This window comes from Candidatus Puniceispirillum marinum IMCC1322 (genome assembly GCF_000024465.1).
In the GTDB taxonomy this organism is placed as follows: Bacteria; Pseudomonadota; Alphaproteobacteria; order Puniceispirillales; family Puniceispirillaceae; genus Puniceispirillum; species Puniceispirillum marinum.
This window is the reverse complement of the sequence record NC_014010.1, coordinates 2,724,848-2,747,182: the sequence shown is the minus strand read 5'-3', so window position 1 is coordinate 2,747,182 and position 22,335 is coordinate 2,724,848. Positions and strand designations below refer to the sequence as shown.

The following is a 22,335-nucleotide window of genomic DNA, read 5'->3' as shown; positions in this document are numbered from 1 at the left end:
ATAGTGATATAGAAAATTCGTAGTTTTATAGAAAACACGCAACAAAGTTCTGTTTTTAAATTCATCGTTCATCATAAATGCGGATCTTGGGTGCCACATGGATAAAATTGATCTTACGATTCTTGGCGCGTTGCAAAATAACGCACGTATTTCGAATGTCGAGCTGGCAGCCGATGTGGGCCTGTCGCCGTCGGCCTGTTTGCGGCGGGTATCACAATTGGAAAAATCAGGCGTCATTGCAGGCTATCATGCGGCGCTGGACGCCGCGAAGCTGGGGCATGATGTGCTGGTGCTTATGCAGATCACCCTGCATGGACAATCAGCCGATATGATGGCCGAATTCGAAGCCGAAGTGGCCAAAATCCCGCAGGTGCTGGCCTGTTTTCTGATCGCCGGGGAAAATGATTATATCTTGCGCGTATCCGCCCGCGACGTTGCCGATTTTGGCCGGATTCATTCTGAATATCTATCCGCCTTGCCGCATGTTCTGCGGATGGAAAGCAGCTTCATTCTGCGCGAGGTGATGAATCGCGGGATGCAGGCCTCGCTGGCCTGAGCCTGATCAGGTGCTGGTGTCTGCCCCCGCAAGGGCAGCCCGCAGACTTTTGATATCGTCGAGCTTGCGCGTCAATGCTGACCAGTCATCAGCCTCGGCTATGGGTGCCCAGATCGCCTCGACCTCGTCAATCGTCATCGATACCGCATCGGCGCGGGCAAAATGCGGATGCGCCATAACATGAATTGGTGTTGACGCCGCCAAGGTATCCAACACCGGCTTCCAGTCATCGGTAGCATAGCTACCAACCCGATCAGAACCGCCATATAGATCATGAAAAATCTGGTCAAAGCCCAATTTGCTGGCTTTGGCGGCGGTGAAAAGATGCCGGCATAGAGTCGGTGCCTGGGTCTGGTCATCGAGGGTCACGCCAAGCCGCCATTGCAGCTGGCGCGCCAGACTGGCTTCCATATCGGCAAAAAAGCCACGCAGACGATCCTCGATCACATCCTTGGCGACAAACCGGACAAAGCAATCGGCCAAGCGGCATACCGCCCATAAAGCCGCATCTGCCTGACGCCCATAGGCATAGCGACCCGTCTCATCAAAATAGGCAGCGACAAGTCCGGGGTCAAAATGCGGCAAAAACCGCCATGGTCCGTAATCAAAACTTTCGCCAGTTATATTGAAATTATCCGTATTCAAGACGCCATGCACAAAGCCAGCCGCCAGCCACTGCCCTGCGGTGGTGGCGATGGATGTGGCGACCTTTTCCAGAAATAATGGCACAAGTTGATCAAAATCAGCCGCCGGATCAAGTGCTGGATCATCAGCATAATAATGCCGGACGACATGCCGTGTGAGGGTTTCTATGCCATCGGCATCATCCATGAAGGAAAGCCGCTGAAAGCTGCCAATGCGAATATGGCTATGCGACAGTCGCACCATAACAGCCGATCGTGTTGGTGATGGTTCGTCATGACGTGTCAGCGCTTCACCAGTTTCAATAACCGACAAGGTCTTTGACGTTGTGACGCCAAGCGCCTGTAGCATTTCCGTGGCCAGAATTTCACGCACGGCACCTTTCAACGTCAGACGGCCATCGGCAGAGCGCGAAAAAGGCGTTGTGCCAGAACCTTTTGTCCCCATATCCAGAAGGCGGCCATCGGCGGCGCGGGCCTGGGCAAACAGAAACCCGCGCCCATCCCCTAGCTCGGGGTTATAATGACCAAATTGATGACCATGATAGCACAATGCCAAAGGCGCTTGAAAACTGCCCTCAAATGGCACAAACCGCCCGAAATGATCGCACCATGCCGTATCAGACAGATCCGCAAGCCCAATTGAACTTGCGGCATCCTGATTGCGGTAACGGATGATATGATCGGGAAACGTCGCTGGCTTCACAACACGATAAAAGCGTTCATCCAAAGCCGTGTGAATGGTTTGCGGGTCAAATGTAAAAGCGGAGTTGGTCATATGATCTCACTTGTTCCGTCACGGCAGAGGTCATGACAGGTAATTTACTTAAAAGCGACTTGTAACGCCGTAGTCGGAACAGACAATCGCATCTTGGCGTTTGACACAAGTATATTGTCTAAATTCCATTCGGCTTGCCGAAGTGACACAGAAGTGGAGGTTCTAATGCTTGATCTTAGTAATGTTAGTGCTCCTATCGAGCGCGCCAACGGTCTGCCTAACGCATGCTATATAGACGAACAGATATATCAGCATGAACAAGACACCCTTTTCCGTAATAACTGGGCCGCTATCGGCTTTGGCAAAGATGTTGCCAGTCCCGGCATGGTCAAGCCGCTAAGCTTTCTGGACATTCCGATGATTATGGTACGCACTCAGAATGGGGATATCAATGTGTTCCAGAATGTATGCAGACATCGCGGCATGATTCTGGTTGATGCGCCCCAGCAGCTGCGAGGCCCAATCACCTGTCCTTATCATGCGTGGAGCTATGACCTTGATGGTAACCTGCGCAAAACCCCGCATATTGGCGGCCCGAATGTTGATACGCTGGACAGTGTGCAACATTGCGATTACCCCCTCAACAAAGTGCGTTCGCATGTCTGGAATGATATTGTTTTTGTCAATGTCGGTGGAGATGCGCCTGCATTCACCACACAGATGGCCGCTTTGATTGACCGCTGGCACGAATTTAACCAGCCGCTATATCATGGCGGCGCTGATTCATCTCTCAGCTTTGATCTGGCATGCAACTGGAAGCTGGCTGTCGAAAATTATTGCGAAGCCTATCATCTACCCTTCATTCACCCTGCTCTGAACAGCTATTCACGGCTGGAAGACCATTATAATATCCTTGATCATGATAATTATGCCGGACAAGGCACAACGGTCTACGCCCCGCAGGTGTCTGATACAGGCGCGCGCTTCCCAACATTCGACAAGCTGTCAAGCAAATGGGATACAGGCGCCGAATATGTGGCCTTATTTCCGAATGTCTTGCTTGGGGTTCATAAGGATCATTATTTCAATATTTTGCTGACCCCTGATGGTACAGGCCACACCCATGAACAGATCGAGCTTTACTATACTGATCCCCTAGCCCTGAGCGATGACTATGCCGAGATGCGCGCCACTAATACTCGCATGTGGCAAACTGTCTTTGCCGAAGACATATCGGTTGTCGAAGGCATGCAAAAAGGGCGCAAGGCACCTGCCTATGATGGTGGCAAATTTTCTGCGGTTATGGACGAATCAACCTATCATTTCCATAAATGGGTGGCACGCGAACTAAGCGTCTGAGCGCGGATCAAATTTCCTGCGGCCTGATATCATTCAGCCCTGATATCATTCAGCCCTGATATCATTCAGCCCTGATATCATTCAGCAGGTTGTGAGGCCGGCGATAAAGCCTGTCCACGGGGACCATAAACAACCTCATTACCCGCATCCGGATGCCGCGGCACATTCAGCGATAGAATTAGCGATAATGCGGCCATGCCAGCCCCCGCCAAAAATACCGCTTCGGGCATGGTCAGCCACAAGAAGCCAAAACTGACCGGCACCACAACCGCGGCAATATGATTAATGGTAAAGGCAACGCTGGCGGTGCTGGCCATATCCGCTGGATCGCCAATTTTCTGAAAATAGGTTTTGATGGCAATGGCAAAAGCAAAAAACATATGATCGACCACATATAGGCCCGCAGCGATGGTGCCGTTCTCGACAAAGGCATAGGCAACAAATACACAAACCAGCCCCACATATTCAAACACCAGAGCTGCGCGCTCGCCAATACGGCCAATCAAACGGCCAACGATAGGCGCAAACCAGATGTTGAAGATCGCGTTCAGCAGGAATAGCGCGGTCACCTGAATTAAGGAATATTCAAATTTTTCGACCATAAGGAAGCTGGCAAAAACCAGAAAAATCTGGCGACGCGCACCAGCCAGAAAGGTCAGACCGTAATATAACCAGTAACGCTGTCTTAGGACAATCTTGCGTGTCTGGCGTACCTTTTCAGTAAAGTGCGGAAAGATGATCCAGGCCGCAAGCGCCATAATGGCTGTTATCATTCCTGTGGCCACATAGATCATATTATAGGTGTCATTCGATGTGACGAGGCCAGTCGAGTCAGCTAGGAAAGACCATGAGACCTGACCACTGACAATAAAATAGACAATGAAAATTGACCCCAAGGTCAGCACCTGTGCGGTGGCACCAATTCCATAAATACGCCCCAGAACAGCCGGTGCGGTCTTTTTATCCAGCCATTGCAAGGCAAGTGACTGATTACAGGTTTCGTAATAATGAAAGCCAATAGAGGAGATGATGGTGGTGATATATAGCCCGATTGCCGTTGGGAAGTAGCCAGTGATGGCCACCCCACCCCCCAATATTATCAATGAAAGAAACGCCAGCCTTTGTTCGGCAATCACCAAAAGAATATAGACAACCAAAAATGACAGAAAGCCCGGCACTTCGCGAAGAGATTGCAGAATTCCGATTTCCCGCCCGGTAAAAGACGCTACCTCGATAGTGAAATTATTGAGAAGCAAAGACCAGGACAAAAACGAGATGGGCATCGCCGCGGCAAATACCATCAGTAGAACGTCAGGTCGCTTTCGCAAAGAATTGAAATATGCCAGCACTGAAAATGCTCCAAAATTGTCGCGGAGTGCGACAGAACCAATCTATTGGAATTTTCAAAGCCCGTCCAGTTGCCTATTATCTCCACCTGTGCCAGCGCCAATCCTAATGATGGCACAAAGGCGCATGCTGGCGACAACTATTGCTGATAAATGCGATCCAGCTCGCCGCTGACAACATAATCAACAATAAATTCACCAAGCCGTTCGATTTCAGTATGAAACCGTGAACCCTCAACAGCTTTGATGCCACCAAAACTAGCACTTCTTGACCGGGCGGCAGATAAGTCCGAAATAGGCGGTGCCATAATGGCATTCACTTCCTGCAAGGCTTCCGAAAGCACATTGAAATTGCGTTGGCTTGGTGATGTACGGTTAGGAATGACAATAACATGCGGTGTTATACGACCAAAATCGGCTTTGCGCTCGTCAATTTCCTTGATGAAGTCAATTGTCGGACGTAAATCGGTCCATGACATTGATGTTGGCACAATCATTGTGTTGCACAGCATCGCCATTTGCCAGATATCACCCATTTTGCCAGCCCCGGTATCGACGATGGTCAATGAGTTATCTTCAGCCAGCATGCGACGCAAAATGCCATCAAGGGTGGTCACATTAACGCCATCATAGCGATCACCGACCGGCAGGAATTTGATGTCAGACCCATTACTGTGCGGTTCCAGCATTTCAAAAGCCGACCCCTGTGGATCAGTATCAATCATCATAATGGAGCGTTCAGCAAAACGTTGGCGCAAATAATCTGTCAAATAAACAGCAATCGTACTTTTGCCAACACCACCTTTAATGTTGCCAACAAATACGGCTTTGCCAACCTGTGAAGTCTGGTCAGTCACTATTTATCCCCCAAAACGACATTAACTTTGATGGTTATGCGCCGAAACAACCAAACAACTGGCAACCACCAGAAATGTTTCTGATAAAACCAAAATGTAAAATTTCGTTGTACTTAAAATAATATATCAAGGTTATGACAAAAACTAAACATAGACAACAAGAACAACGACATTTGCCACGAAAGCAGAAAAAAATCATGGTCATGCAGATTTCGCTCCTGCCTATTAATTAATTAACCCTAATTTATAAATTAAAATTATTTGGGGTTTTTGGCTCGTGAGCGCTATCGAAAAGATCAATCACCGTCTTACCCGCATTGGTATGCCGGTTTTGAATTTTGTCGCTTTTTCAGGTTTCATATCGCAGATTTTCGCCACCGCCATACTGCTTTTATGTTCCGGATTTCGGCGCGGTCAACCCGTGCGCTTACGGCATGTGGTAAGCGATATCAGATCAAGCGGTATCGACGCTTTGCCTGTCGTTATCCTGATGGCGGCAACCATCGGCATAATGCTGTCAATTCAAGGGGTGCATTCGCTTCGCATCTTTGGTGCTGAAAGCCAGGTTACGTTCGGTTTGGCTTTGTCAATTCCACGGGAATTTGCGCCACTTATCACCGGCATCATCGTTGCCGGACGATCAGGATCGCAACTGACAAGCCGGGTCGGATCAATGCAGTTGAATGGCGAACTTGATGCGCTAAAGGTCATGGGCATATCACCTATACGCTTTGTCGTCGCACCCGCTTTGGTGGCTCTGCTTTTTGCCCTGCCGATCCTCGTCGCGATAGCCAATGTCAGCGCATTCTGGACAGCCAGCCTTTATATTGATGCGGTGCTTGGCATCGCCCCAGCCGCCTATTGGGCTGATATTCTGGCAGTTGTGACGATTACCGACCTGATACATGGGTTTGGCAAAGCGATCATCTTTGCCGTGCTGATTGCACTGATTGGTATCTGCAAAGGGCTTCGGGTTTCTGGCGGCGCTGACCGCCTGGGCGCGGCCACAACATCGTCAGTCGTGTCATGTATCGCAGCGATTATTGCTGCCGACGCCATGTTTGCGCTGATTTTATAGGAATTTACCATGCCGCTACCCCTCACTGTAACAAATCTGTATGGCGGATATGCCGGACAGGCCGTCATTCATGATTGCAACATGCATATCGACAAGCATGAAATTGTGGTGATTATGGGTGGCTCCGGATCCGGCAAATCAACCTTTTTGCGACATCTTATCGGACTTAAAACCCCCATGCAGGGTGCGGTTAAGTTATTTGGCCAGCCGCTTTATGACGTTGGTGAATATGACCGTCTGCATCTGCTTAAAGATATCGGCGTTGCCTTTCAGACTGGCGCGCTTTTATCGTCACTGAGTGTTGGTGATAATGTGGCATTACCGCTTATCGAGAACACCAATCTAACCTCTGATATGATCGAAATCATTGTGCGAATGAAGCTTGATTTCGTTGGCTTGCTTGGCAAGGAAGCATTGTTACCATCGGCACTTTCAGGCGGCATGCTCAAACGCGCTGCTGTTGCGCGCGCCATCGCGCTTGATCCGCGTATTGTGTTCATGGATGAACCTTCGGCAGGTCTGGACCCGGTGATCTCGGCTTCACTTGACGACTTGATCATCAAACTACGGGACAATCTTGCGATGAGTGTTGTGGTGGTGACGCATGAATTGGAAAGTGCCTTTAAAATTGCCGACCGCATTGTCGTGCTTGATCGCGGCTATATCATTTTTTCAGGGTCTGTTGACGACATAAAATCCAGCGCTAATCAGCGTATTCAGAATCTCATAAACCGTGTTGCCGATGATGAAGTCATTAGTCAGGAAACACATCTGAAACGGCTTCTTGGTGAAGCCTGATGAACAGAGGAATATTCCATGCGTTTGAAACAAGCTGATCTTATGGCCGGAATTTTTGTGCTTGGCGGTGCCTTCCTGATTGTGACGATTTTTGTGATTGTCCGCGGGCAGCTGGGTCTGTATGACCGCTATCACGCGTTTTTTTCGAATGTCGCCGGGCTTCGTAGCGGTGCTGTCGTGGTTTATGAAGGCTATACGGTTGGGTCGGTTGACTCGATTGAGCCGATATCCAGCGATAAGGGAATGCGGTTTCGCATTAATCTCGACATCACATCCGGATGGCATATCCCTCAAGATAGTGTTGCCGAAATATCCGCCATATCCTTGCTGTCAGCCAATGCCATTCAGATCAAAGCGGGTTCAGGGGAACGTTTGCCTGTCGGATCGGAAATAGCATCAATGGACGCGGTTAATGTGATGGCGGAAATTAGCCGCACTGCTGATAAGCTGACCATGATCGCACAATCGAGTCTGGCACCCTTGCTTGATACAGTCCGCGATATTCTGGATAGCGAAGGCAGAGAAGCGCTTAAAGGCATGACAGGGCTGACATCACAAATTTCACAACAGGCGCCCGAGATCATGACCAATATGCAACAAGCAAGTCAGAACATTGCCAATGTCGCCAGCGCCAGTAACAGCGCATCCATTACCCGTACGCTTGATAATATGGAGCGCACGTCACAAGTCACCTTAGGCATCTCGCAGCGAACCAACCGCATCGTATCAGATATGAATATGGCACGGATCAACGCCGCCTTGGCGCATTTCGAACAGGCAAGTGCCGCGTTGCAATCAACGCTGGAAATCGCCAATCGCGCGGTGCGCAACATTGAAAATATCACCGACAACCAGAATGCAACGCACATCACTAGCGTGCTTGACGATATAAGCGAAACTGTAGCGACGATGAATGAGATCGTTTCGACCAGTTCACACACCAGCAAAGTCATTCAGGATATATCGCTGGCCAGTTCAGACCGTGTTGAGTCGTTTTTGCTGCGCATGGAAAATGTATCGCTCAATCTTGAAGAAATGACCGCGCGCATCCGTGACAATCCAAGTCTGCTGATTATGGGGTCGCAATGATATTGTCATCACTTAAGCCGGGAGCCATCTCATGATTCATTCTGCCATTCGCTTTGGCGCCATTGTAGTACTGCTGACCATCATAGGAGGGTGCACATCCCCTGCCCCCCGCATGGCCGACACGCATTACAATATAGAAACGTCAATCCCGCCGATCCACTATGGCACCGAAGCGACGATCCAGCTTACCAAGCTGGATATGCGCGGCATTCAGTCAAGTCGTGCTTTGGTGATTATCAGTGACACAGACCCGATCCAGTTACAGGAAAGGCGCGGGCATTATTGGCATAGTGCACCGGCCCTGTTATTAAAACGCACGATCAGCGAGACGCTGGACAGTGCCAGCCACGACATCCGGTTTGGCACAAATGTAACCATGCAAGATCCAGATTATACGATGGACATTGATATGCGGCTATTCGCTTTCACGCCTGATGTGCATGCCACTGTTGAAATGGGGTTTGTCATACGCAATCAGGATGGTGATATAATGTTACATGATGTGCTGCTCAAAACAGCATCGCTTGACGGGGCATCATCGCTCAATGGGGTGCATGGATTACAAAGCGCGCTGGCCAAGGCACTTGAGGCATTATCAGCCAGACTGGCCTGTCATGTGACATCATCAAAAATATCGACATTGTCAAAATGCTGACCTTCGCCGCACCAATCATCATCAAATGTGGCTGGCCAGACCGTACCACGGTCAAAAATCACAGTTGAGCTTTCCAGCGGTGCTTCGGGATGCGGGGCATGGCGGCGACAGCGACCTTCTGGTGCCTTGGTGGTGATGCGATCATGCATCACATCCCAAAAACGGCATTCTTTGCAATAGGTGCGTGTCACCGGCACATCAGCCATACCGCCCTCACCGTTTCCAGAAATACAGGCATACCTTATTGCCTGTTTTCAAAGGAATGAAATCAACCTTATGCGCAATCGATTTTATCAAGCGCAAACCATGCCCACCTTCATGCAAAGGCTTGCCTGCTGATGTCCATGTCGCCGGATCAGACGGCAAGGCATTATCAACCACTTCGATATACAGCCTTAGATCGGTAGCCTTTAGATACAGAACGAAATGGCCAGATTTGTCATGCGCGGTGAAACCGTGTCGCACAATGTTCTGCAACACTTCGCCAAGCGCAATACTTACATCCATCTCCATATCCTGCCAGCCATTGCGCGCCATATAGTGCCGAACAGCATTGCGCGCAGGGGCAAGATTAGCCGCAATAGCAGCAAAGCGAAGTTTTGGGTTTTGTTGGCTAGCCATCATATGCACCTGACGAAATGACCAGCAAAGTTGCGTCATCATGCGTCACCAGATTGCCTTTTGCAAATAGCTGCATTACGCCATTCAATTTGGCGCTAACGTCACGTCCTTTGAGATTTTTCACAAGCGTGACAAAGCGAGACATGCCCAGTTCCAAGCCCCGATTGCGGGCTTCGGTGATGCCGTCAGTTGCCAGATACAGATAGCCGCAATCCAATGTGATTTGCGCCGGGTGCAAGTCTTGATCTGTAAACGAAATAACCCCCAATGGTGCCACCTGGGCGTCTATTGTGATGATCGTGCCGTCTGGCTTAACCCACACAACAGGCGTGTGCCCACAATTCATCATGTTTAGTTCATGCGTCGTGCAATCAAGCCAGCCCATGACAAAGGTAATGAATTGGCCTGATGGTTGATTAATAAATTCGTCATTCATGGCGATGACGATTGTTTCGACACTGAAATTCTGGCGGGCAAGATATCTGAACAATGCGATGCAACGTGCCATCAGCAAAGATGATGCAATGCCTTTACCTGCTACGTCACCCTGACAAAATGCAAGACGGTTTCCAACCATAAAATAGTCAAAAAAATCACCCGATAGCTGGCGTGAGGTTAATGTCTGGCCAGCTGCATATCCGCCTTGTTCGGGTTCTGGCATCAAAAGTGCCTGTGCCTCTTGAGCTTGCCCTAGATCGCGGCGCAACAAAGCATCTTTGGTGACCTGCTCAGCCAGACGAAAATTCGAAATTGCCAAAGCCAACGCCCCTGCCAGCGATTCCAATAAGGACAAATCGCTTTGTCGGAAATGCTGAATATGGTGATTGTGACGACGGTTTATCGCCTGAATCACGCCATAGGACTTTGCGCCAAAACGCACAGGCACCGTGGCGGTGGATAAGGTTTTAAAGCCGCTTTGCTTGTCAACCTTGGTAAAATGCCTGTCATCAATGGTGGCATCTGGTACAAGATCGGATTTGCCTTCATGAAAGACGCGGCCAACCAGACCAAGCCCCTGCGGCACTTTCAAACCAGTGACATTGACAGGCCCATCACAAATCACACATTCAAGCACCGATTCATCTGGGCGATGCAGAAACAGGGAAATAGCCTCAGCCGATAGATTATCAAGGATATGTGGAATCGCCCACCGCAAGCCTTCAAGATAATCACCCGTCTCGGCATATCGCTGAACCATACCGTTCATCAAGGTGATATTGCCGTCAATAACTGACGTCATAGATGATGCGGGAACAGCCATCTTGGTTTCAGCTAAAATCGCCAGGTTTAAGTGAACTCATGTCCGGGGCGTTGCCTTGTCCAACCGGATTGGGCTGGTCAGCCGACATATCGGCGGCAGGTTTTGCATTGGTGTTTAGGTCGCCTTCGTGACCTTCAAGATCGGCAAGCAAGGCGCTGGCCAGCGCTTCATCGGAAACCGCCTCACCAAAGGGCGTATTTGCCGTTTCCGGCGTCCCCGATTCGATCGATGCCAGTGCTTGATCGTCGCTAATGGCGCTATCGTCTGTGCTGGTGCCTGACTCCTGTAGCAAGGCCTGCATCATCGGATCATCATCGTCGGCTAAATCTTGTGATACAGAGCTATCCTGCACAGATGAGGCAGAAAAAACACCTTCCCCGCCAATGCCTAAAGCCCCGGTGTCTTCAGCATGATCAATGACCTTTGCAATTGGCAAAATCGTTTCCAGCTTGGCCATTTGTAACACGCGATAAATTGCCGAACTGGCCGTCATAAAATTGATGGTGATATTATTTTGCAGACAATGCTGGCGTGCCAGAAGCAAAACGGCAATACCGCTTGAATCAATATAGGTGACATCGGCGGCATCAATATCCAATTGGTTTATACCGATAATATCGACAATATCATTTTTCATGTCCGACGTTGTTTGCAAGTCAACATCGCCTGACAAGGTCAGCATGGCAATGTCGCCATTTATACGGATATCAAAAGCCATTTTCGCCTCATTATGTATCAATGAATAAACACCGCCCGGAGATGCCGGACGGTGCGTGTGTGGTACCTAGAAACGAAGGTCAGGCGCGGAAAGCTGATATTTGCCAGTCGCATCGCAATAGCCAACTTCAATAGGATGAGCAGTGGTTGATAGATCGTCAATAGTACCTGTATGAACCACCACAATGACGCCCTGAGATGTGACTGAGGTCAGTGCCGCTGTGCCAGATGCCGTACCGTCAAATTTAGCACCTGATACAGGCGCAAATGTACAAGCGGCATTGGCAGCAAGCGCGGTTTTTGTGTAGGCCAATATAATGGCATCAGCCGCGCTATTATATGGATTTTTAAAGTTATCCAGCGGCCCACCTGTTGAGGTCATGGTTTCGTCAAAACAAAACTTGAGATTTTTAACAGCGGAAGAAGTAGGGTTGGTATCACAGTCAGGAGGTGCCACGGTCAGGCCACCTGAACGCGCAAGCTGAGTTGACGTAATCCAGCGTGAGAATGTTTGCGCGTTTGTCTTAGTAACGTCCTTTTTCGTATTGTCGATATATTGCTGATAACCGACGACACCGACCGCAGCCAGGACGCCAATAATCGCCACCACAACAAGAAGTTCGATAAGCGAGAAGCCTTCGGTTTTCTTCAAAGTCATAATTTGTTCCTCATTTCAAAATTAGAAAATTGGCATGATTGCCAACTGAATTACCTGCGGAAATCTGCAAGCTATCTGAGGTCGTTTTATTAGAATTAATATTTGAAACAAATTATTTAGAATTTTCTTATTTAATAATTGCCACTGGAAGACCAGCCCACAAATATCGCCTCATTCGAGCATGTCCTTGGCTTCGAGCATTTCGATATATTTATCCATCGTAACCATGCCATATTGATGTCCAGTTTGCATAATTGTCTGAATTTGAACGACTTTCTGTTCGCGAATCAGATTGGCTATGGCAGGGATACATACCATCACCTCATAAGCGCCTATACGCCCGCCTCCCTTGCGCTTGACTAATTGCTGGGTCACAACCAGCCGCAATGATTGTGATAATTGTGACCGTGCCTGTGATTGTTCCTCGGCAGGAAAGATATCAATGATACGGTTTATGGTCTCTGGTGCGCCATTTGTATGCAGTGTACCAAACACCAGATGCCCCGTTTCCGCGGCCGTCATCGCCATTGAAACGGTCTCGTAATCACGCAATTCACCCATCAGGATAATATCGGGGTCTTGGCGCAATGCGCCCTTGATCGCGGTGCCGAAAGACACGGTATCACGCCCGACCTCACGCTGGGTTATGATTGACTTTTTGCTGTGATGCACAAATTCAACCGGGTCTTCTATAGTGATTATGTTTTCATTTCGTTCCCGATTGATCTTGTCAACCATGGCAGCAAGCGAGGTCGATTTGCCCGATCCCGTCTGGCCGGTAACCAGGACAAGGCCCGACTTCTTGGTCAATACATCATGCACCGCAGGCGGCAAACCTAGCTGGTCAATATGCGGCACATCGGTAATGATGACGCGCAGTACCATGGCATAGCCTTGCAGCATTTTATAGCCGTTAGCCCGGAAACGCTGGCCTTGATATTGAATGGCAAAATCAACGTCACCGGTCTTTTCAAATTTAGCAAAAGCCTCGTCACCAAGCTCGCCGCGAAGCAGGTCTTCAAGCATTTCATTGGTCGCCACAAAATCGATAGGCGCTATTTCACCAGCTTCGCGAACCTGTATCTTCTGATCTGCATGCATGTGAAAGTCAGATACTTTACGGGTATTTACCGTATTCATTAATATACCGTATATCGGATTGGGTGATGATTCCATGTTGCTCACATAACTTGTTGACGTTGGGATAGGTCAAAAACTGACGCGGTGGTTTATTCGATGTTTCTAATATTCAAAGACACAAAGGCACTTATCTGTGCCGCTATATTAGCTCTATTCACTTTTTCTATAGCCATGAAAATAACGGTGCCCGAGGCTGAGGCGTCCGAGGCGCATATGTTACCCGAAACGGCACCAGCCGAAATACATGCCCAGCTAAAGGCAGCGCACAAACGTGACACCGATGCCATGTTTGCCATTGCCACTTATCTGCTGACACATGTGGATAACGATCCAGAAAATTATGATCAGCTGGCTTTCGGATGGGCGCTGAACGCGGCGCGTAATGGCCATGCACAAGCGTCGGAATTGACCGGCGTCATGTATCGTGGCGGCACCGGTGTCGCGCAAAATTATGTCAAAGCGCGCAAATGGCTGGAACGCGCTCTCGCGCGGCAATCGATGGAACCTAATTTTGAACTGGCCTTGCTGTATGCCGATGAAAATAATCCGGGCTTTGATACATCCAAAGCCGGCACCTTTCTGGCCGAAGCGATGCGTAGCGAAGAACCGCGTGCTTGTCTGATATCGGCGCTGAACCAGATCGAAGATGGCGAGGTTATTCGAAGCGTCCTGTCCGAAATCACATGCGCAGCCGAGGGCGGTGTCGTCGATGCTATGGAAATGTTGGGGCATTACCATCTTGGTCGAAGATCGCCATATGCCTTTGGGATGGCGCAAAATTGGTTTGAACGCGCCGCCGCCAAAGGTAGCCTAAGCGCTATCGAAAAGCTTAAAGAGCTGACGCTTGCCCCATGAGTGGCTGGTTCACAATACCGATCATTACGCAGATGTCAGATATGTCAGTGATGATGATATTGTGTGTCTTTTGTCTTGGCGGGTGCCTTGGATCATTTGCCAATGCGGCGGCCATGCGCCTGGTTCGGAAGGAAGATATTATCTATCAGCCCTCGCGCTGTCGTACCTGCAAACGTCCCCTTCACATCCTTGAAAATCTGCCTTTCATAGGCTGGCTTCGCAAGCGCGGCATGTGCCATTGCGGCACGATCAAGCTGCCCTATCGTTATGTTCTGGTCGAACTGGCATTTGCCGGATTGATCGTGATCTATACGCTGACAATGCCTGCTATGACCGCCATTGGATTTTCAATTGCGGCTATTTTCATTGGTATCTCGATGCTTACCGATGCCGAAGCGATGATTCTGCATCCCACTTTATTGAGCATTCTAGCTATCATAGGCATGATCTTTGCGGTGATCGGTTCGGTATTCCCAAACATGGGTTTTGCATCCCCGATAAGCTGGCATTTAACACCTATTCAAGCTTTATGGGGCTGTGCTGTTGGCGCCGTAACACCATTATCTATTAATCTGCTATACCGGTTGGTACGCGGTCGCAATGGCTTCGGTGAAGGCGATTTCTGGATGTTGGGCGCGATTGGCGCATGGGTTGGATGGCAAGGCGCTTTGTCAATTCTGGTTCTGGCCGCAGCCAGTGCCGCCCTATGTGGTTTGTTCATGATACTGACCGGCAAAGCATCCATTTTAACCCGTCTTCCGTTCGGAATTTTTCTGGGCGGTGTTTTTATCCTTTGGTCTATATTCTTAATGTAATTAATTTAGCGAACTTCGATATACTATTGGAGTATCGCCGTCACATGCCGTTTTCATTTAAGACTACAAGCAAGTCCATTCATATGGGCACCACTTTTTGCAAATCAACGATCGGGGTTCTTGGCGTATTATTGTTGATGTCCTGTGACACGCCCGAGCGTCTGCCAGCCGATGTGTCAATTGAGTCAAGCAAAGACCTGGTCAAGGAATCGCTGATTGCACCAATCAAAGGTATCGATGATGAAAATTTTCCGGTTGCGGAAACGCTACCCCGTCGATTGCTTTTGCAAGTGCAACATGCGCCTTCAAGCCTTGGTAACAGTGCTTTTGTAAAACATGTTTATGGGCGGTTACAGGATTCTGTAGAAGATCAAGACGATGATGAAAACACGGTAGCCACGTCTGATGGGGATCTGATGATCCAAGATAACGGAGCCCTGAGTGACATGGAGAAAAAAACCATTCTGGCCGAGCGTATGGAAAAACGCGGCGCCGATCTGGTAGGCCGCGGGCTGAAACTTGAAAAAAGACTGTTTGACGACATTAGGGTTGTTAAGACAGAAGTTGAAGCTTTGATGAAAACAACCGTGGCGGGTCTTTCCGACCCCATGCCCGTATTTGGCAGAAATCTGACTGCTGACCGTGACGGTTATTTATCCATTCCGTCAGATATAGTATTTGTCGGCGGTGAAAATGGCACCTTTGCAAGTAAAACAGCTAGCATCAGAAACCAGCTCAATAACCCGGTCATATCATTCTCGGCACGACAGATGCCGATTGCCGATGCGCTGAACTTTCTCATGCAAAGCATTAACCTTCAGGCCACGATGTCTGATGCTGTCTTGAACTCAGACCAGACTGTTACAATCGCTATCGAAGCCAGTGTTCTGGCCATTCTGGACGCCTTGATGCAGCAGAATGATCTGGCCATTATTTATGATACCGATATCGAAGTGGCGCAAATCTATACCGACACCGAACTGACCGACCGTTTGGCGACGATCCGCACAAGCATCGAAGGCTATAACAAGCAATTATTCGATAAAAGAACACTGGAAAGAGCCAATCAGGATCAGGAACGACTGCGGCAGATGATCGGCCTCAGCCAGATTTTACTTGGGGCTGATGATGAAAGCTTTATTCGCGGTGTTGAGACGATCTCACGCGCACCAGCTGGGGAAATTGCCAGCCTTGCACTTGCCGATCTTACCGAAGAAGCACGCAAAATCCGCAAAACAATGATGCAGTTTGATCGCCGCACAAATGATTTACTGACACCTGAAAAACATAATATCCAGCATGGCAGCAATGGCGCGTTACTGGCGCTTGCCAGCAAGCAGAATATGCTGATTGAAAATCCATGTATCGTGCCTAGCCGAGAGGTTTTTGTCGAAAAAATCAACATCTATAACGCTCCCATCACGGGCAATGCAGGCATTATCAAACGCATTGATGACTTTTTTGCGATGACCCGCGATGCTGACAACAGCACAAGCACAAATACGGCAGCGTCAAGTTCGACAGTTGCAATAACGACTGCTTCGGCAGCAGGTGGTACCACAACCGCACCATCAAGCATGATTGACATTGATCAGGCCTGCCCTGATGGCGATCCAGCGCCAAAAAAACCAACCATGCTTGCCGATAATACCGGCATGATTATCACCGGCACGCGCCGCGATAATGATCTGTTGGTCAAGCTGGTTGAGCAGTTTGATGTGCCTAATTTGCAGGTGCTTATCGAAATTTTCATGATTACGGTTGCAAAAGACTTTAGCCGACAAATTAACAGTGCGTTCAGAGTCCTTCCATCTGGAGGTGGTAATGATGTTAGTGAGGCACTACTTTACGGTTTCGGTACTGGTATTGCCGAAGCAAGGAATAGCTTTAACTTGAACCTGACATCGCCCAATCGGGAACTGACCAATTTCTTCAATTTTCTGGAAACAAACAATTTGGCACGGGTTGTATCTAGCCCGACAATTCTGGTCGCTGATGGTGAAACGGCCGAAATTTCGCGGGTACAAAAGGCGCGCGTATCACGTATTGAACAATCAGCCGGTGATAATGGAACCGTTTTGACCAATACAGTGATCGATGAATTTCTGGCACCCTTCCAGCTCCGCATCAGCGAAGTGAAAATCAACCGCATTAACAAAACCGTTCAACTTGAAGTCGAGCTTGAAGATACGCGCTTTGCCGCAGCGCTTAGTTCGGTGACCAATGAAACCGATGAAACAACCGATACAATCACGACTAAATTCTGGTCGGCGCCAGGTGATGTGGTCGTTCTGGCAGGTCTGACGCGTAATTCCGAGACAGCCACTACAGCCGGTGTACCAGGCACAACAGGGGCATTAGGTGCTATTTCCCCTATAATTGGTGGCAATGATGGCATCAACAACAATATGTCAGAGACCATTATCTTTATGGCACCAACCGTTATCGACCCAAGCGCAGATAAGCAACCGCACTCGGCTTTTCGTACACGTAACCGCAGGAAAGCAGATTAGAAATGGTGATGATAGATATTGTTAACCCGAACGTAATGCGCTGGCTTTTTCATACAGCCGGCGCGTTTCGACAACATAGACGTCTTTTGTAATGCGTTCATCCATATATAATTGCCGGATAGCCAGCATTTCCTGCTCGATCGAGATTAACTCAGCGTCAACCTTGGCACCGCTTGACTCACGCTTAAAAAAGCTAAAGCCGCCAGCCGTGGCCTCGGGCGCGGAAATATCTGCTTCTATGTCATCATCGCTCGGGACATCAACAGCGGCATTTTTTGCTACCGCTTTCTTGGCAACTGCCTTCTGGGTACCCGCTTTTTTGGCACCCGCTTTCTTTGGTGCCGCCTTTTCCGTCTTGGATGCTGATTTAGCCGCCTTAGCTGGTTTAGCTTTGGCTGTTTTTTTCGCCTTTGGCGGCGTTTCATCTTTGAGTGCTAGGTCTTTCTGCAGTGCTGGTTTCTCGTTAAACAGTGACCACATGATCGCAAACATCACAAGCACAATAACAAGCCCAACAATGCTTAGCAGAAGCAAGCGTATCTGTTTCGGGTTGGCATCAGGCAAGACCACCGAAAGCAGGTACATGGTTTGATCCGAAATGAAAGTGAGTACGTCCATTATTTATCCCTAGATATTTTTTACGATCCCGAATGGTAAACGCGTTTAAAACTGACTGACAAAGATTAACAAAACATTAACATTTATCGAGTGTTTTCTGATGGCAACTGCATTAACAAAATTTGCTAGCTTCTTCCGCCCAATCGGCAAAGGCTCCGACGAAGTCGTTGCGATCAAATTACATCCCAAGGCAGTCACGGTAGCCGAAGTAAGATTAAATTCCAATGTCATAAACATTGATAATCTGGCAAGTGCCGGTTTGCCTCGCCAATTGGACATGCATAATCTATCACGAAGTCAGGATATGGTTGTCGATACGCTTCGTACCATGCATGAGCGCGACATGTTCGCGGCGCAAGATGCCGGCATTATCATTCCCAGCGGGATTGTGACTTTACGGCAAATCAACTTGCCATTCATGACACCTGCCGAGCTTGCCAAGGAAGCCAAAGATATCAGTTTTTGGCAAGATGCCGAGCCCGACATAGGCAAGCTTGAAGACCCGTTTGTTTCCTATCATACGCTGATCAGCTCGGAAAATGATGATTTGACGCGGGTTGTTGTTGGATTTGCCGAAACGACCAGCTTACGCCCCTGGTCTGATATATTGTTGGCGGCGCATCTGAATCCTGTTCATATTGATCTGGAACCAGTGGCCCTGACCAATTTCCTTTACGCTTCGCTATCACGCGAGGAAAAGCGCCAAAGTCAGGCTATTTTGCATATTACCCAGAACCGCATCGAAGTGATCGCGTTCCAACCCAGCAAATTTCACACCGTCAAGCTGGAGATCAGTGAATTCGATCATGTGCTTTTGACCGAGGTAGAAGATATTGAAGACCCAACTGGTGAATTCTGGGATGAAGTTGGGGCCCGGACTGGTAATACATTAAAACAAGCTATTCTGTTTCTGCAGGAAGAACAGGATTTTCCGCCCTTTTCAGTGATTCATGTCGCCGTTGATGCGCTTCGTGCCCGTAATCTGATGACCTTGCTTGATCGGGGATTCACCCTCGCCCCTATCACATTGTGGGATCCAACCGAACGGGCACAATTATCGCAACCTGTAACCCAGCTTTTATCAAAAGTAGGCAATGTGTCTGGCTTTGGATCAGCCTTTGGCTTGGGTTTGCGGCGACTTGGCACCTTTGGTGAACCAGATCGTGGCCTGATCCAGCTATCGATGCTTCCCCATGCCGACACATTACGGCGCAACCGCCAGATGGGTGTCGTATCGCGAAGTTTGCTGAAAGCATGGGTCGTGGTTGCCATGATTATGTTTGGCTGGACTTTTGGGATGGTTTTGCCCGGATTTCTGGAAAGCAAATCCGAAAGCCGCGGCATCGAAGATATCAAAATGTCGGCTGCATTGGCACAACAACAACTTACCAGCGCCGAAGAGACAGTTGGCATTCGTGAAACCGAACTGATGGCAGTGTCCGAAATCGGTATGCCACGTGGCAAGCTCGTCATCATGGACACCTTGCCCGACTTATTACCCGAAGGGCTGGAATTGTCATCTTATAGGCTGGAAGACAATAACAATCTGACAATTTCCGGATCAGCCATCAGCGAGGCGGCGATTTTCACCTTTATGACCGAACTTACCAATAGCGGATTAGTAGCCAACCCAAGCACCAGGCCATCGCCGCGTGAGGAAAGCACATTCTATGATTTTGAACTAACCGGCACTTTGCAGCAGGAGCGATAAAGCATGATAGATTTTAAAAAACTGCTTGGTCGATCTGAAACACCTGTAAACACTGAATTATCAGCCGAAGCCTATGCCTTGTTACAACAGCTTCAGCAATCAGCGAATGCCGTGCCTATGGCCAACCCACCGCACCCGCTGAACAATCCCTTTGCTCCTGAAAATGCCAGCTCTGAACTGGCAGGCGGCGCGATGTCCAACCCTGTTGCAGCCAAACCAAATCTGGCCAACCAAGCGCCTGCTTCAATGCTTGCTGGCACAGTATCAGCGCTCGATCTTCCCCAAGCCACCATCGCCCAACCCAATCCATCCCTGTCCCCGCACCACATCGATCAAACCGGAACAGGATCATCATTTCAGATGCCCCAAGCCCGTGCTGGCGCATCCTCTGGACTACCATCATCAGACGCCGCTGACGCGGCGTTAGCCACTATGCCGCCGAATCTGGGATTAGGAGCAGAACTGGCAACGATGCCTCCTGTCGTATCAGCCAAAGTCAGCAAAGCTAAGGAACGGGCACAGCAAAAAGCCAAAGCGTCGAATGCCAATCGTGAAGACAAGAAACAGGCGGCCCAACGTGCACGAGAAGAAAAATTGCGCAATCAGCGACGCAAGGCATTGGCAAAAACGCGCTTTTCACGGGCGCGCTATCTTCGCGAGCTCAACGGCAATGCGATAGCTGGAACCATTCTGTGGGGCTTTATGATTGTTGTCTCACTGATTGGCCCTTTCTTGCTTAATACCAGCTTTTTGCTACCTCAAACGCGCATAAATCGCGATGTCATCGGACAGATCAGGCAGTTTGAAGCGGTTATTTCACAAGCTCAGCCGCAAATCGCCGCCGCCAATCAGCGGAAAGCCGAAAAAGAAGCGCAGATCAATGACATGATCAGAAAGTTTGTCGATAGCCAAACCGCCAATGAAGTCATTAGAAATTTTATTGAGGATTTGAAAGCGGCTGGTATGTCAGTCAATGACGGCAATTTACAATTTACGCAGGAAGATATCGCCGTTTCGGGTCTCATTGGCCAGACGTTAAGCGTTGAAATGAAAGGTGATTTTCTGACCTATCTGCGTCTGCGTAACCGCTTTGTGCGTGATCAGGAGCTGGTTCATGTTCGCGATGAAAGCATCATGGCCAAACCGAATAACCGGATCGTTGCCATCAATCTGCGTTTGATGGTGCCATCCAGCATCTAGTCCCAAATATATTATCTTGTTTCGCTGAAATATTAACCGAACCATATATTAGATAATTGAAATTTACATAAGGTAACTGGCAGTATAAATGAAACCTATAGTATTCAAAATCATCGTGCTTTTGTCGGTATTCCATGTTGTACCTGTCTTTGCAGGTACTGATAACACCACCTCATTAGAAGCGCCTGAAGTTCTGGATATCGATGATCCATTTGCGCGTGGACTGGATCGTGTTGCTGATCAGGCAACCGGCGGGGTGCCCTTGCCATCACCTATTGGGGGTCTGTCAAAAAACCAGCCAACCGGCGCCGAATTGCTGGGCGAACAATCCGAACTGGCACTTGTCGCCCGGGATTACCGCGTTGTCGGGCTGGCCGTATCGCGCAAAGAAACCAAAGCTCAAATCTTTGCCGATAGTAATGAAGAAATTCTGGCTGGTAACAAGCCTTTGATGGCCTATGCACGGATTGGTATTTTTGAAGATTATAATCTGGCACGCCAGACAGCGATTGATCTGAAATCCACTTCATATGCCTTTCTTGGTGCCCATTTCATCATGCGGGAAGATGATGAAGAAGACGGCATCATTCTGGATATAGGCCCAACCCGCAATGTTGTTCATGCCGAGCGCTATTGTGAATTAATGATGGCCAAAACCAATGGTCTTGTGAAGGATTGCTATGCGGTGCTGGAATATCCGGGTGTAGAGCCGCTAAATACATTTTCGTCAACAGCGATGATCCGGGTGGCACCTTATGCGGTGGAAACGGTGATCAATGACGATAATTTGTTCGATCTTAACCAATCAGCCCGCCAGCTTCTGACGCTTCGCGAAGGTGACATGCTTGGCAATGGCAATGTTAATCTGACAAAAATCACCCCACAGGGCGTTATGCTGGTCGCCGAAAACGGGGATATTAATTTATTACCAATTGATTACGTTCCCGAACGCCCCTTCACAGCCAAGCCAGCATCAACAGGCCCGATACCTGTTCCAGAAATCACGCCTGGCACCCTTGCCCCCACGCCTGAAGCCCCTCAACTCGACTTTGGCCCGCTTCCAGATGCTGAGATTCCAGTCGATAATATCGATGACATTCAAGCAGATACGAATGGCAGTTAGGCAGGC

The 22,335-nt window shown here is 49.0% G+C and carries 22 protein-coding genes; 12 read left to right on the top strand and 10 right to left on the bottom strand.

Annotated elements, in window-relative coordinates:
- Nucleotides 1–97: 97 nt before the first annotated feature.
- Entirely contained in the window at nucleotides 98–556 is a 459-nt protein-coding gene (locus SAR116_RS13020) for an Lrp/AsnC family transcriptional regulator (protein ID WP_013047410.1), read from the top strand.
- Nucleotides 557–562: 6 nt separating this feature from the next.
- Here the strand turns inward: SAR116_RS13020 and SAR116_RS13015 are convergent, their stop codons facing one another.
- On the bottom strand, nucleotides 563–1,975 hold the full coding sequence (locus SAR116_RS13015) for a protein adenylyltransferase SelO family protein (RefSeq protein ID WP_013047409.1): 1,413 nt from the start codon (nucleotides 1,973–1,975) through the stop codon (nucleotides 563–565).
- A gap of 165 nt (nucleotides 1,976–2,140) precedes the next feature.
- On the opposite strand from SAR116_RS13015, the gene SAR116_RS13010 reads away from it, so the two are divergent.
- Nucleotides 2,141–3,274: an aromatic ring-hydroxylating oxygenase subunit alpha gene (locus SAR116_RS13010; protein WP_013047408.1), complete on the top strand. Its 1,134-nt coding sequence runs from the start codon at nucleotides 2,141–2,143 to the stop codon at nucleotides 3,272–3,274.
- Nucleotides 3,275–3,351: 77 nt separating this feature from the next.
- Here SAR116_RS13010 and SAR116_RS13005 read toward each other — a convergent pair whose 3' ends face one another.
- Entirely contained in the window at nucleotides 3,352–4,623 is a 1,272-nt protein-coding gene (locus SAR116_RS13005; protein ID WP_013047407.1) for an MFS transporter, read from the bottom strand.
- Between the two features lie 137 nt (nucleotides 4,624–4,760).
- Nucleotides 4,761–5,477, bottom strand: a complete 717-nt coding sequence (locus SAR116_RS13000; RefSeq protein ID WP_013047405.1) for a ParA family protein — start codon at nucleotides 5,475–5,477, stop codon at nucleotides 4,761–4,763.
- A 277-nt stretch (nucleotides 5,478–5,754) separates the two neighbouring features.
- Here SAR116_RS13000 and SAR116_RS12995 point away from each other — a divergent pair, with 277 nt between their 5' ends.
- Genes SAR116_RS12995 through SAR116_RS12980 form a run of 4 tightly spaced genes read left to right on the top strand, consistent with a single transcriptional unit; the run spans nucleotide 5,755 to nucleotide 9,097 of the window.
- A complete protein-coding gene (locus tag SAR116_RS12995; RefSeq protein WP_013047404.1) occupies nucleotides 5,755–6,555 on the top strand; it encodes an MlaE family ABC transporter permease in 801 nt (266 codons plus the stop codon).
- A gap of 9 nt (nucleotides 6,556–6,564) precedes the next feature.
- Nucleotides 6,565–7,353, top strand: a complete 789-nt coding sequence (locus SAR116_RS12990; protein WP_013047403.1) for an ABC transporter ATP-binding protein — start codon at nucleotides 6,565–6,567, stop codon at nucleotides 7,351–7,353.
- Nucleotides 7,354–7,371: 18 nt separating this feature from the next.
- Nucleotides 7,372–8,442 carry an MlaD family protein gene (locus SAR116_RS12985; protein WP_013047402.1) on the top strand — a complete coding sequence of 357 codons (1,071 nt, stop codon included), beginning with the start codon at nucleotides 7,372–7,374 and terminating at the stop codon, nucleotides 8,440–8,442.
- 31 nt (nucleotides 8,443–8,473) lie between these two features.
- A complete protein-coding gene (locus SAR116_RS12980; RefSeq protein WP_013047401.1) occupies nucleotides 8,474–9,097 on the top strand; it encodes an ABC-type transport auxiliary lipoprotein family protein in 624 nt (207 codons plus the stop codon).
- Here the strand turns inward: SAR116_RS12980 and SAR116_RS12975 are convergent.
- The 6 genes from SAR116_RS12975 to SAR116_RS12950 all read right to left on the bottom strand — a co-directional run bounded on the left by SAR116_RS12975 (nucleotide 9,055) and on the right by SAR116_RS12950 (nucleotide 13,530).
- Nucleotides 9,055–9,303 (bottom strand): hypothetical protein, encoded by a 249-nt coding sequence (locus SAR116_RS12975; RefSeq protein ID WP_013047400.1) that lies wholly within the window; start codon nucleotides 9,301–9,303, stop codon nucleotides 9,055–9,057. The genes SAR116_RS12980 and SAR116_RS12975 overlap by 43 nt on opposite strands.
- 7 nt (nucleotides 9,304–9,310) lie before the next feature.
- Nucleotides 9,311–9,760, bottom strand: coding sequence for an ATP-binding protein (locus SAR116_RS12970; protein WP_083775320.1), 450 nt, complete (start codon nucleotides 9,758–9,760; stop codon nucleotides 9,311–9,313).
- A complete protein-coding gene (locus tag SAR116_RS12965; RefSeq protein WP_013047398.1) occupies nucleotides 9,711–10,979 on the bottom strand; it encodes a PP2C family protein-serine/threonine phosphatase in 1,269 nt (422 codons plus the stop codon). Before SAR116_RS12965 ends, SAR116_RS12970 begins: the two co-directional genes overlap by 50 nt.
- A 7-nt stretch (nucleotides 10,980–10,986) precedes the next feature.
- A complete protein-coding gene (locus SAR116_RS12960) occupies nucleotides 10,987–11,697 on the bottom strand; it encodes an STAS domain-containing protein (protein WP_013047397.1) in 711 nt (236 codons plus the stop codon).
- 66 nt (nucleotides 11,698–11,763) lie between these two features.
- The gene (locus SAR116_RS13895) at nucleotides 11,764–12,354 is read right to left on the bottom strand and encodes a type II secretion system protein (RefSeq protein WP_013047396.1); all 591 of its coding nucleotides are present in this window, start codon (nucleotides 12,352–12,354) and stop codon (nucleotides 11,764–11,766) included.
- 171 nt (nucleotides 12,355–12,525) lie between these two features.
- Nucleotides 12,526–13,530 carry a type IV pilus twitching motility protein PilT gene (locus SAR116_RS12950; RefSeq protein WP_013047395.1) on the bottom strand — a complete coding sequence of 335 codons (1,005 nt, stop codon included), beginning with the start codon at nucleotides 13,528–13,530 and terminating at the stop codon, nucleotides 12,526–12,528.
- A gap of 60 nt (nucleotides 13,531–13,590) precedes the next feature.
- Between SAR116_RS12950 and SAR116_RS12945 the strand changes: the two genes are divergently transcribed.
- The 3 genes from SAR116_RS12945 to SAR116_RS12935 are packed head-to-tail and all read left to right on the top strand — an operon-like array spanning nucleotide 13,591 to nucleotide 17,677.
- On the top strand, nucleotides 13,591–14,349 hold the full coding sequence (locus SAR116_RS12945) for a tetratricopeptide repeat protein (protein WP_013047394.1): 759 nt from the start codon (nucleotides 13,591–13,593) through the stop codon (nucleotides 14,347–14,349).
- A complete protein-coding gene (locus SAR116_RS12940; RefSeq protein ID WP_013047393.1) occupies nucleotides 14,346–15,164 on the top strand; it encodes a prepilin peptidase in 819 nt (272 codons plus the stop codon). The genes SAR116_RS12945 and SAR116_RS12940 overlap by 4 nt, the downstream gene beginning before the upstream one ends.
- A gap of 44 nt (nucleotides 15,165–15,208) precedes the next feature.
- Entirely contained in the window at nucleotides 15,209–17,677 is a 2,469-nt protein-coding gene (locus SAR116_RS12935) for a type II secretion system protein GspD (protein ID WP_013047392.1), read from the top strand.
- A gap of 21 nt (nucleotides 17,678–17,698) precedes the next feature.
- On the opposite strand, the gene SAR116_RS12930 is transcribed toward SAR116_RS12935, so the two are convergent.
- On the bottom strand, nucleotides 17,699–18,295 hold the full coding sequence (locus tag SAR116_RS12930) for a hypothetical protein (protein WP_013047391.1): 597 nt from the start codon (nucleotides 18,293–18,295) through the stop codon (nucleotides 17,699–17,701).
- A 100-nt stretch (nucleotides 18,296–18,395) separates the two neighbouring features.
- Here SAR116_RS12930 and SAR116_RS12925 point away from each other — a divergent pair, with 100 nt between their 5' ends.
- The 3 genes from SAR116_RS12925 (at nucleotide 18,396) to SAR116_RS12915 (ending at nucleotide 22,329) form a co-directional block, all read left to right on the top strand.
- A complete protein-coding gene (locus tag SAR116_RS12925; RefSeq protein ID WP_013047390.1) occupies nucleotides 18,396–20,006 on the top strand; it encodes a PilN domain-containing protein in 1,611 nt (536 codons plus the stop codon).
- 3 nt (nucleotides 20,007–20,009) lie between these two features.
- Nucleotides 20,010–21,206: an ABC transporter-like protein gene (locus tag SAR116_RS12920; RefSeq protein ID WP_013047389.1), complete on the top strand. Its 1,197-nt coding sequence runs from the start codon at nucleotides 20,010–20,012 to the stop codon at nucleotides 21,204–21,206.
- 88 nt (nucleotides 21,207–21,294) lie between these two features.
- Nucleotides 21,295–22,329 (top strand): hypothetical protein, encoded by a 1,035-nt coding sequence (locus tag SAR116_RS12915; RefSeq protein ID WP_013047388.1) that lies wholly within the window; start codon nucleotides 21,295–21,297, stop codon nucleotides 22,327–22,329.
- Nucleotides 22,330–22,335 lie beyond the last annotated feature (6 nt).